The sequence below is a fragment of the Amaricoccus sp. B4 genome, from assembly GCF_043226085.1.
GTDB lineage: Bacteria > Pseudomonadota > Alphaproteobacteria > Rhodobacterales > Rhodobacteraceae > Amaricoccus.
The window spans coordinates 2,254,955-2,265,661 of the sequence record NZ_CP171225.1; the positions used below are offsets into that span (position 1 = coordinate 2,254,955).

Genomic DNA, 10,707 nt, shown 5'->3' on the forward strand with positions numbered 1-10,707 from the left:
GCGGCAGCATGGCAAATAGCCTCTCGCCTGCCTGTCTCAGGAGCAGAATCTTTCGCCGCCGTCCGGTTTTTCGGCAATGAAATACCAGTGGAGGCCCGCCCTGGCCGCCCGCTCCGGCCCGCCCGCGCCCGACTCACCCGCCCCGCACTGCCCCCGAAGCGGCGCCCGCGGCCTTGCGCCGGACCATCGCTCGCGTGTAAGAGCCGTCTCGCGCGGAAGGCCGCGCCAGTATCCGAGGTTTCCCATGCACGCCTATCGCACCCACACCTGCGCCCAGCTTTCGAGCGCGAATGTCGGCGAAACGGTCCGCCTGTCGGGCTGGGTTCACCGGGTGCGCGATCATGGCGGCGTGCTCTTCATCGACCTGCGCGACCACTACGGCATCACCCAGGTGCTGGCCGACAGCGACAGCCCGGCCTTTGCCGGCATCGAGAAGGTGCGGTCCGAATGGGTGATCCGCATCGACGGCACCGTGAAGGCGCGCGCGCCGGAGCTCGTGAACCCCAAGCTCGCGACCGGCGAGATCGAGGTCTACATCCGCGACATGGAAGTGCTGGGCGCGGCCGAGGAGCTTCCGCTGCCGGTCTTTGGCGACGTGGAATACCCCGAGGAAACCCGGCTCAAGTATCGCTTCCTCGACCTGCGCCGCGACAGTCTGCACCAGAATATCGTGCTGCGCTCGAAGGTTATCGCGAAGCTGCGCGCCTCGATGGTCGCGGCGGGCTTCACCGAGTTCCAGACGCCGATCCTGACCGCCTCGAGCCCCGAGGGCGCGCGCGACTTCCTCGTGCCCTCCCGCCTGCACCCGGGCAAGTTCTATGCGCTGCCGCAGGCGCCGCAGCAGTTCAAGCAGCTCATCATGGTCGCGGGCTTCGACCGCTATTTCCAGATCGCACCCTGCTTCCGCGACGAGGACCCGCGGGCGGACCGTTCGCCCGGCGAGTTCTATCAGCTTGACATGGAAATGAGTTTCGCCACCCAGGAGGATGTCTTCGGGGTGATCGAGCCGGTGATGCGCGGCGTGTTCGAGGAGTTCGGCGGCGGGCGCCCGGTGACGGGCACCTTCCCGCGGATCGCCTATCGCGATTCGATGCTCTGGTATGGCTCCGACAAGCCGGACCTGCGCAACCCATTGAAAATGCAGATTGTTTCGGAGCATTTCGCCGGATCGGGCTTCAAGATCTTCGCCTCGCTGCTCGAAAAGGCCGGCAACGAAGTACGCGCGATCCCGGCGCCCGGCGGCGGAAGCCGGAAGTTCTGCGACCGGATGAATGCCTTCGCGCAATCCGAAGGCCTTCCCGGCATGGGCTACATCTTCTGGCGCGCCCAGGACGACGGCGGCATGGAAGCCGCGGGGCCGGTCGCCAAGGCGCTCGGGCCGGAACGCACCGAAGCTATCAGGGAACAGTTGGGATTGGGTGAAGGCGACGCCGTCTTCTTCCTCGCCGGCCGGCCCGCGCAGTTCCAGGCGGTGGCGGGCAAGGCGCGCGACCAGATCGGGCGCGAGCTTGGCCTCACCGACGAGGACCGGTTCGAGCTCTGCTGGATCGTCGATTTCCCGATGTACGAGCAGGACGAGGAGACGGGCAAGCTCGACTTCAGCCACAACCCCTTCTCGATGCCGCAGGGCGAGCTCGAGGCGCTGCAGTCGCAGGACCCGCTGGAAATCCTGGGTTATCAGTATGATATCGTCTGCAACGGCGTGGAGCTGAGCTCGGGCGCGGTGCGAAACCACCGGCCGGAGATCATGTATGAGGCGTTCCGGATCGTGGGATATGACCGGAACTACGTGGATGCGCATTTCGGCGGCATGCTCTCGGCCTTCAAGTTCGGCGCACCGCCGCACGCCGGCATCGCGCCGGGTGTGGACCGCATCGTCATGTTGCTGGCCGGGGCGGAAAACATCCGTGAAGTCATCATGTTCCCGATGAACCAGCGCGCCGAGGACCTGATGATGGGGGCACCGTCGGAGCCCACCAACGAACAGCTCCGCGAGCTCGGACTGCGGATGATCCCAAGGGATTAAGGCCGCGTCCGGCGATCTGGAAACCATATGGAATGCGTATGGATTCCATATGGCAAGCAAACTTCTCAGGATTGAGAGGTTAACGCGGGCCGGTCAACCGCGTCCCTTCAGCGGATGACCCTCGGGATAGGCCGCGTCGAGGGGCAGGCGGGTGCCGGTGCGCTTCGGCTCTTCGCCGGGCGGGCAGAGGAATTCGGCGCGGACCTTTTCCGGAGCGCGCCGGCCACCCCCCACATCTGGCATGTTCGCGATCTTCGCATCGAGGAATGCGGGCGCGCCCCTCCAGCAGGAGGGGATGGTGAGGGTGCCCTCATCCTTGGGCAGGAGCGTCATTTCGTTACCGATCATCTGATCGAGTTGCTCTTGCGTCAGATCCCTGGCACCTCGAAAATCGGCAAACTGGGCGGGTGAGCCGGTGTGAGCACCCGCCCAGTTTGCCGACTTGAGATCGGCCCTCCTAAGGTCCGCCCCCTCCAGATGCGCCCAGCTGAGATCCGCCCCCTCCAGATGCGCCCCGCCAAGGTCCGCCCCCTCCAGATGTGCCCCGCCAAGGTCCGCCCCTTCCAGATGTGCCCTGCTAAGGACCGCCCCCTCCAGATGCGCCCCGCCAAGGTCCGCCCCCTCCAGACGCGCCCTCCAAAGGTCCGCCCCCTCCAGACGCGCCCCGAAGAGGAGCGCCCCCTCCAGATGCGCCCTCCAAAGGCCCGCCCCCTCCAGATGTGCCCCGCTAAGGTCCGCCTTGCGGAGGTCGAGATGGGCGAGATCATGGCGACGCAGGTTCGTGTGGCGGAGGTCGAGGCGGTAGCCCTTCTCGCTCTCGTCGCCGCGCCGTACCCGGGCCTCCTCGTGCGCGATCCGCTCGGAGTCCCGGCGCCCGATGACCTCGAGAGCCACCTGAATGTCCGTGCGTGCCGGGGGCAGCCCCATACTCCAGGCCTTAAGCCTTTTGCCCCGCTGCCGCCGCATCTCGTCGCGGTGCTCGAGATCTTCTCGAGTCGGGTTTTCGGGGTAAGCCGGCCAGTCGCCGAGATCGTGGCCGGGCGCCTCGCTCGCCGGGGCATTCTCGCGTATGTAGGCGCAGAGGATGTCCATGACGCGGATGTGTTCGCCGGGGTTTTCGCGGGAGATGCGGTCCAGCGTGAGGATCGCGCCGATGCGGACCTCGAGATTGGGTTGGGTGGATTCGAAGGTCTTCCACTCGCCGGGGTCCGCCATTTCGCCTTCGCGCGGGGCGGGCGGCGTCCTGTCCTTCCATTCGATCTCGGTGCGATCTGGCGCGCCCTTCGAGGTGAAGCGGACCGGGCGGCCGATGCGGCTGATCTTCTTCTCGGCGCCGAGGCCCTCGACGGCGGTGTTGATGAGCGAGGTGGTGAGGTTGGCTTCCTGGGTGCGGGCGGTGCGCTCGTTGATCCAGACGCGGACGAGCTGGAACGGGATGGTGGCGAGGATCGCGAGCATCCCGGCAAGGGCCGCGAAGGTGTAGGCGATGGTACGGATGTTCTCGACGGTTGTTGTATTCGCGTCCGCATCCTCGACGGCCCTGAGAGCGGCCTTCAGCAGATGCAACATCTGGCCTATGAGAAGTGGGATCTGCCACACGTAGGTCACGACAGCCCACGTGAAGGCCAGGATTCCAAACGGCAGCAAAAGTGCAAGGTAATGGCGCTTCAGGAAACCAAGCGTTCCGCGCCATGCCTTGGTGATCCCCTGCCGGTTGATATGCCGGATCGCCACGAGGGTGATGAAGAGCGCAAGCGCTGCGCCGGCGGCCCAGAGGAGGGTCGGGAGCGCCTCGGGGAGGGGCAGGTGGAGGGTGAGGCCGGTGTGGTCGGCCCGGAACATGCCGGTCATAATCCGCGGGGAGCCTCCGCGCCTGAAACGAATGGGGCGAGGCTAGCAGGCGGCGCCGCGGCCGGAAAGGTGGCGGGGAAGCGTCGGAGCCCGAAGAAATTCGGCGCGGGCGCATAGTGGTGCGGCGCAGCGGATGCGGCAAGTGCGGGCGATTCGCTCGCCCCAGGGGTGCTGCATAAGGGCAACAGGGGCGCGATCACGTGCCTGTGGGGACTGGAAACCAAGGGGGGATGTTAGCATTTCGTTATGGTTGCGGCGAGAAAGTCCGCACGAGACTGCCAGGGGAGACCCCATATGAGACCGATCTACGAAGTGCCCGAAGAATTCGAGCGCGCCGTCAACAAGACCGCCCAGTCCTACATCAGCCGCTTCGGCAAGGATGCGGACGAAAAGGCCTGGGACGCGGCACGCCATCCGGGCATGACGCCCGCCGAGCGCGCCTATTGCGAGGCGGTGGCCAATCGCGTGACCGTGGCGCTGCGCGGCACCCACGCTCCGACCCTCAGCCACATCTGAGCGGCACCGCGGGGCCGGGGCGCGCCTGACCGGGCGAACCGGGTGGGGGCGCTCCGCCATCGATGGCGCGACGGCTGATTCGACAGCCGCGGGCGTGCTGCGGTGATCGGGTATTCAGGGGATGGTCGGGGCGGCGAGATTCGAACTCACGACCTACGGTACCCAAAACCGTCGCGCTACCAGGCTGCGCTACGCCCCGACGGCTCTTCGCTTACCCCGGCAGACGCGCCGAGGAAAGAGCAAAGACGCAGGCGGCGGGCCTCAGCCGCAGGGCCAGGCGGCGGTTGCCTGGTCGATTGCCGGGCTTTGCAGCTCGGCGCCCTCGTCGATGCCGAGGGTCTTCGTCATGCCGCCGTTGATCTCGAGCACATAGCGGATCGCATCGCCACCGATGATCGGCGTCTCGTCGAGGGGCTTGGCGTTCTCGTGGACCCGCGCGAGGCGGCCCGCCTCGTCGAAGAACAGCATGTCGAGCGGAATCAGCGTGTTGCGCATCCAGAACGCCACGGGGCCCGCCTCGGGATAGACGAAGAGCATGCCCCCGAACCGCGGCAGGCTTTCGCGGTTCATCAGGCCCTGGGCGCGTTCGGGCTCGGTGTCGGCAACCTCGACCTCGAAGCGCAGCACCGAATCGGCATCGCGCAATTCGAGCACGCCGGGGGTGCAACCGGCGGCCTCGACCGCTCCTGAGGCAAGGCAGAGGGCGGCGGCGAGCCAGGCAGCGGCGGCGGGAGGCGCCATCCGCTCAGCCATCGGCAGGGGCCGTCTGGATCCGGGCGACGTAATCCCAGCTCCGGACCTCGTAGACCATCGGGCCGCGCGGCCCCTCGGTGACGCGGACGGCGAGAACATCGCCCGCCACGACCTCGCCATAGCCATACTGGCGCAGGGTTTCCATGTGGAGGAAAACGTCCTCGGGCTTGGCGAAGACATTGACGAATCCGAAGCCCTTCACCCGGTCGAACCACTTGACCCGAGCCGGCTCCAGCGGCCCGGCGGCACCGGTGGGCATCGGGGGCACCATGCCGTTCGCGTCGGGGGACTTGGTCTTTTCCGGAACGACCTCAAGCACTTCGATGGCCTGGCGGCCGCGATCGGTCGTCTGCACGTCGAGGAGAATTTCGGCGCCCTCTGCAACGGACGTGAACCCGTAGGCCCTCAGCACGTTCCCGTGCAGCAGAATATCCCCGTCACCATCATCGGAAACGACAAAGCCGTAGCCCTTGGTGGTGTCGAACCATTTAACATTGCCACGGACCTGCATTCTGGCGCTCATCTCACAAGGCCTCCTCCCCCAAAAGAGAGTCGGCGAAATCCAACTACACGTAACGCGACCGATCTCAGCAAACAGAAATCAGTCTGTTAAACGTAACAAGTCCTCAGTGTAACGCAACCTTGAACATGCCGCTGAGGGCAGGGTTCTTTGTTGCGTCTGCAAATTTCTTGCGAAAGTTGCACGGCCGGGCCGCCCCGAGCTTGCCGCAACTCGGATAGCAAATGCGGGGCCCGAAGAAAATCGCTCAGACATGCTGACCGCCATTTATCTCGACTTCGACGCCGGAAACGTAGGAGGCGGCTGGGGAACAGAGGAAGAAGATGGTGCGCGCGACCTCCTCGGGCTGGCCGAGGCGGCGCATCGGGATCGCCGCGGCGAGCTTCTCCGTGCCGGGCGAGAGGATCTCGGTCTCGATCTCGCCGGGGGCAATCGCGTTTACCCGCACGCCGAGTGGGCCGAAGTCGTTGGCCATCTCGCGGGTCAGGGCGGCGAGCGCGGCCTTCGAGGTGGCGTAGGCGGCGCCCGCGAAGGGATGGACCCGCGATCCGGCGATGGAGGTGACGTTGACGATGGCGCCCTGCCCGGCGGCAAGCTCGTCCTTCAGCCCGCGCGCGAGGACGACGCTGGAGAAGAAGTTGACGTGGAAGACCTTGCCCCAGTCCGAGAGATCGGTGGTGAAGGTATCGAGGCGTTCGCCGCCCTTGCCCTTGGGCGAGACGCCCGCATTGTTCACCAGCGCCTCGAGCCGGCCGGCGCGCAGGCGGCCGCGGATCTCCTCCACGGCGCGGATCGTGTCCTTGGGATCGGCGAGATCGACCTGGATGTGATCCTCGGGGCCGGCGGGCCACGGGCAATTCTCGGGGAACGGGTGGCGGGAGCAGGTGATCACGCGCCAACCCTCGGCGGAAAACGCCTTGACCGTGGCATGGCCGATGCCACGGCTTGCTCCCGTGAGGAGTAGGGTCTTTCTGTCGGGCATGCGGTGGACGGCTCCGGGTCCTAGTTAACGAACATTAACTTAGGCCGGACCCGAAGCAAACCGGGAATCGCCCTCTAGATGAACCGCCGCATGAGAAAGAGCGAGCCGACCGCCATGGCGAGGCCGAGCATTTCGCGCGGCGCCAGCTTTTCCTCGAAGACGATGAGGCCGAGGGCGGCGAGCAGCAGCACGCTCAGCACCGAATACCACACCCCCATCACCGCGACCGGCATGTGACGGAGCGCATAGAGCACGCCGACGGCGGAGAAGGCATAGCAGGCCGCGCCGAGACCGAATTCGGCCGTGGCGAAGGGGCCGATCCGGTCGGAGGCGAGCTTCAGGAAGTAGTCGCCCGTCACGTTGAGGACGACGATCCCGAGCACCAGAGCAACGCCGTTCATCCCCCGGCCCTCCGCGGCATCGGTATCGGAGGGACGGAAAGGCGGGCGGGCCCACGGCGCCGGGGCAGGACTGAACTGGACATGGAAAGGAAAGTCCCTGCTAACTATTTACGTTCGAAATATGACTGAACGCAAATCATAGCACAGATTTCCGTGAGCAGGCCCGAAGATCTGCGCGCGCTGTCACTTGATTTCCCGCCCCCGCATCCCGACTATTGGAGGATGAAAGCCGAGACCACACCCCGCTCCGCCGGCCCCGGCCGTCCGCGGAGCTTCAATCGCGAGATGGCGCTGGCCGCGGCACTCCAGCTCTTCTGGCGCCAGGGCTACGAGGCGACCTCGCTCGACGATCTGACGGCGGCGATGAAGATCAGCCGCTCGAGCTTCTATGGCTGCTTCGGCTCCAAGCATGGCGTTCTGGTCGCCGCGCTCGAAAGCTATGCCGCCGAGGCACAGGCCCGTCTGCGGGCGGTGGCGGAGGCGGGGCCGGACGCGGTGCCGGCGATGCTCGAGGCCATCGCCAATCCGCAGGACGGCGCGCAGGGCTGCCTGCTCGTCAACTGCATCACCGAGCTTGCGCCGCATGACCCGGCGGTGGCGGAGCTCGGGCGGGCGCATATCGCCGCGCTCGAGGACATGTTCGCCGCCGCGCTGTCGCCGGAGGCCCCCGAGGCCGCGCAGGTTCCGGCCCGCACCCTCGTCTCGCTTGCGATCGGCACGCTCACCCTGCGCAAGGCGGGGCTGCCGGCGGAGGAGATTCGCGCCTCGCTCGATCTGGCGCGCAGCCTCTTTCCGGCCCGGAGCTGATCAGGCCCGCGCGGAAGTTTTTTCGCGCCGCCCCTTCTCTCCGGCTTTCGGCCTCCCTAATTCAGACTGGTCAGTCCAGAATTATCCGGCCAGAGGAGAGATCCATGACGCTGCCGAAACTGTTCACGCCGCTGAAGGCGGGTAGCCTCGAGCTTTCGAACCGCGTGGTGATGGCGCCACTTACCCGCAACCGGGCCCGGCCCGAAGACGATGCGCCCTACGATATCCATGTCGACTATTACGCCCAGCGCGCGAGCGCCGGCCTCATCATCACCGAGGGCAGCCAGATCTCGCCCGAGGGCAAGGGCTATGCCTGGACCCCGGGCATCCACAGCGAAGCGCAGGTCGCGGGCTGGAAGAAGGTCACCGATGCGGTGCATGCGAAAGGCGGCCGGATCGTGATCCAGATCTGGCATGTCGGCCGGGTTTCGCATGTCTCGCTCCAGCCGGGCGGCCAGGCGCCGGTGGCGCCCTCGGCCCTTGCCGCCGAGAGCCGGACCTTCGACGGCAACGGCTTCGTGCCGACCTCCGAGCCGCGCGCGCTCGCCCTCGACGAGATCCCGCGCGTGCTCGAGGATTACCGCCAGGCGACGCGCAATGCGCGGGCCGCGGGGTTCGACGGCGTGGAGATCCATGCCGCCAACGGCTATCTGATCGACCAGTTCCTGAAGGACGGCGCCAACAAGCGCACCGATGCCTATGGCGGCTCGGTGGAGAACCGGGTGCGGTTCCTCGACGAGGTCGTGGCCGCGGTCTCCGAGGCCTGGGAGCCGGGCCGGGTCGGCGTGCGGCTCTCGCCGTTCTCCAACGCCAACGCAATCACCGACAGCGATCCGATGGCGACCTTCTCGGCGGCGATCGACCGGCTCGACACCTACGGGCTTGCCTATCTCCATCTGGTCGAAGGCCAGACCGGCGGGCCGCGCGACCTGGCCGAGGGCAACAGCATCGAGGCGCTGCGGGCACGCTTCTCGGGCGTCTACATGGCCAACAACGGCTATGACCGCGAGATGGCGATCGAGGCGGTCGAGCACGGCGCGGCCGATCTCGTGGCCTTCGGCAAACCCTTCATTTCCAACCCCGATCTGGTGGAACGGCTCAAGGCCGATGCCCCGCTCGCCACGCCCGACCAAGAGACCTTCTACGGCGGCGGCACCAAGGGCTACACCGATTACCCGACGCTCGCCGAAAGTCAGGCCGCCTGAGGCCCTTACCCGTGGCCGCACAGCGCGAGCCTTGACAATTCCACCGGGCGGGGGCATATCCGCCCGGTGTCGGCGCATCGGGGGATGCGCGGACCGGAACGGCGTGAAGCGCGGCGGCAGTGGTCGTCCTGGGTTCCAGTCGAACAGACACGACACCATGTTTCTTGCGTCCTGATTCACGCGGGCCGTTCTCATCGAGCCCGCGGTTTCTCGTGCGTCCAGCGCATGGGCCGAACGCGCGCTTCCCGTTGGAAGGCGGACCATGACAGATTTCTCGACCCTTGCGCTGGCGGCGCCGATCGCCGAGGCGCTCGAGGCCACCGGCTACACCACACCGACTCCGATCCAGGCACAGGCGATCCCGCATGTGCTCGAGGGCCGCGACCTTCTGGGCATCGCCCAGACCGGCACCGGCAAGACCGCGGCCTTCGCGCTGCCGATCCTCGACCGGCTGGCGCGCAAGCCGGGCCCCCTGCCCCGCAAGGGCACGCGGGTGCTCGTGCTGGCGCCGACGCGCGAGCTTGCGGGCCAGATCGCGACCTCGTTCCAGAAATACGGCCAGTTCCTCAAGCTTTCGATCGGCACCGCCTTCGGCGGCGTTCCGATCAACAAGCACATCCGGCAGATGGTGCGCGGCACCGACGTGCTCGTCGCGACCCCCGGCCGGCTGATCGACCTCATCGACCGCAAGGCGATGACGCTCAACGATGTCGAGGTGCTGGTGCTCGACGAGGCCGACCAGATGCTCGACCTCGGCTTCATCCACGCGCTGCGGCGCATCGTGCCGCTGCTGCCGCGGCGGCGCCAGACGCTGTTCTTCTCGGCCACGATGCCCGCCCAGATCGCCGAGCTTGCCGGCAAGTATCTCGACGAGCCGGTCGAGGTTTCGGTCGCCCCGGCGGCGACGACCGCCGAGAAGGTCGCCCAGCGCGCCCATTTCGTCGCCCAGGGCGAGAAGCAGGCGCTGCTGGCCCACACGCTGCGCGACGACGCGATCGACCGGGTTCTGGTGTTTACCCGCACCAAGCACGGCGCGGACCGGGTGGTGCGCAATCTCGAGCGTGACGGCATCAAGTCCGCCGCGATCCACGGCAACAAGAGCCAGCCGCAGCGCGAGCGGGCGCTGGCGGCCTTCCGCTCGGGCCATTGCCGGGTGCTGGTCGCGACCGACATCGCGGCGCGCGGCGTCGATGTGCCGGGCGTGAGCCATGTGGTGAACTTCGAGATCCCGAACGTGGCCGAGCAGTATGTCCACCGCATCGGCCGGACGGCGCGCGCAGGCGCGGAGGGGCTTGCGATCTCCTTCGTTGCCCCCGACGAGCGCAACTATCTGCGCGACATCGAGCGGCTTACCCGGCAGGCGGTCGAGGTGATGCCGCTGCCCGAGGGCTTCACGCACCAGCCCGCACCGGCCCCGAAGGCCGAGGCCGGGCGCGGCGGCGCGGGCAAGCCCGGTGGCGGCGGCAAGCCCGGTCCGTCCCGGCGGCGTCGCCCGCGCAATGCAGGCGCCCCGGCCGGCGGCAAACCCGCCGGCAACCGCCAGCCGCGCCGGCAACAGGGCGGCAGCCACGCGAGCTGAGCGCCCGACCTCGGGTCTTTAGCAGCGGCCGGTATCGCGGCGCGGATCTCCGCCTCGTGATCCCGGC

10 protein-coding genes and 1 tRNA gene are annotated in these 10,707 nt (G+C 67.3%); 5 read left to right on the forward strand and 6 right to left on the reverse strand.

All coding sequences use genetic code 11. The annotated features are described in order from the left end of the window. Nucleotides 1-244: 244 nt before the first annotated feature. On the forward strand, nt 245-2,026 hold the full coding sequence (gene aspS / locus ACF66B_RS10815) for an aspartate--tRNA ligase (RefSeq protein ID WP_111431146.1): 1,782 nt from the start codon (nt 245-247) through the stop codon (nt 2,024-2,026). Between the two features lie 93 nt (nt 2,027-2,119). Here the strand turns inward: aspS and ACF66B_RS10820 are convergent, their stop codons facing one another. Next, nucleotides 2,120-3,877 carry a pentapeptide repeat-containing protein gene (locus ACF66B_RS10820; RefSeq protein ID WP_111431145.1) on the reverse strand — a complete coding sequence of 586 codons (1,758 nt, stop codon included), beginning with the start codon at nt 3,875-3,877 and terminating at the stop codon, nt 2,120-2,122. Between the two features lie 294 nt (nt 3,878-4,171). On the opposite strand from ACF66B_RS10820, the gene ACF66B_RS10825 reads away from it, so the two are divergent. Then, nucleotides 4,172-4,393, forward strand: coding sequence for a hypothetical protein (locus ACF66B_RS10825; RefSeq protein ID WP_111431144.1), 222 nt, complete (start codon nt 4,172-4,174; stop codon nt 4,391-4,393). Between the two features lie 122 nt (nt 4,394-4,515). Here ACF66B_RS10825 and ACF66B_RS10830 read toward each other — a convergent pair. The 5 genes from ACF66B_RS10830 to ACF66B_RS10850 all read right to left on the reverse strand — a co-directional run bounded on the left by ACF66B_RS10830 (nt 4,516) and on the right by ACF66B_RS10850 (nt 7,049). Further along, nucleotides 4,516-4,592 (reverse strand) — tRNA-Pro (locus ACF66B_RS10830). 62 nt (nt 4,593-4,654) lie between these two features. Then, nucleotides 4,655-5,146: a DUF192 domain-containing protein gene (locus tag ACF66B_RS10835; protein ID WP_392662575.1), complete on the reverse strand. Its 492-nt coding sequence runs from the start codon at nt 5,144-5,146 to the stop codon at nt 4,655-4,657. After that, the gene (locus ACF66B_RS10840; RefSeq protein ID WP_111431142.1) at nt 5,139-5,669 is read right to left on the reverse strand and encodes a cold shock domain-containing protein; all 531 of its coding nucleotides are present in this window, start codon (nt 5,667-5,669) and stop codon (nt 5,139-5,141) included. The genes ACF66B_RS10835 and ACF66B_RS10840 overlap by 8 nt, the downstream gene beginning before the upstream one ends. 244 nt (nt 5,670-5,913) lie before the next feature. Continuing rightward, entirely contained in the window at nt 5,914-6,648 is a 735-nt protein-coding gene (locus ACF66B_RS10845; protein WP_111431141.1) for an SDR family oxidoreductase, read from the reverse strand. Nucleotides 6,649-6,722: 74 nt separating this feature from the next. After that, complete coding sequence (locus tag ACF66B_RS10850; protein ID WP_111431140.1) at nt 6,723-7,049, reverse strand: transporter; 327 nt, start codon at nt 7,047-7,049, stop codon at nt 6,723-6,725. Nucleotides 7,050-7,271: 222 nt separating this feature from the next. Between ACF66B_RS10850 and ACF66B_RS10855 the strand changes: the two genes are divergently transcribed. From ACF66B_RS10855 to ACF66B_RS10865, 3 genes are all read left to right on the forward strand, one after another. After that, on the forward strand, nt 7,272-7,856 hold the full coding sequence (locus tag ACF66B_RS10855; protein ID WP_111431139.1) for a TetR/AcrR family transcriptional regulator: 585 nt from the start codon (nt 7,272-7,274) through the stop codon (nt 7,854-7,856). Between the two features lie 104 nt (nt 7,857-7,960). Then, entirely contained in the window at nt 7,961-9,061 is a 1,101-nt protein-coding gene (locus tag ACF66B_RS10860; protein ID WP_111431138.1) for an alkene reductase, read from the forward strand. Between the two features lie 262 nt (nt 9,062-9,323). After that, entirely contained in the window at nt 9,324-10,640 is a 1,317-nt protein-coding gene (locus tag ACF66B_RS10865; RefSeq protein ID WP_111431137.1) for a DEAD/DEAH box helicase, read from the forward strand. Nucleotides 10,641-10,707 lie beyond the last annotated feature (67 nt).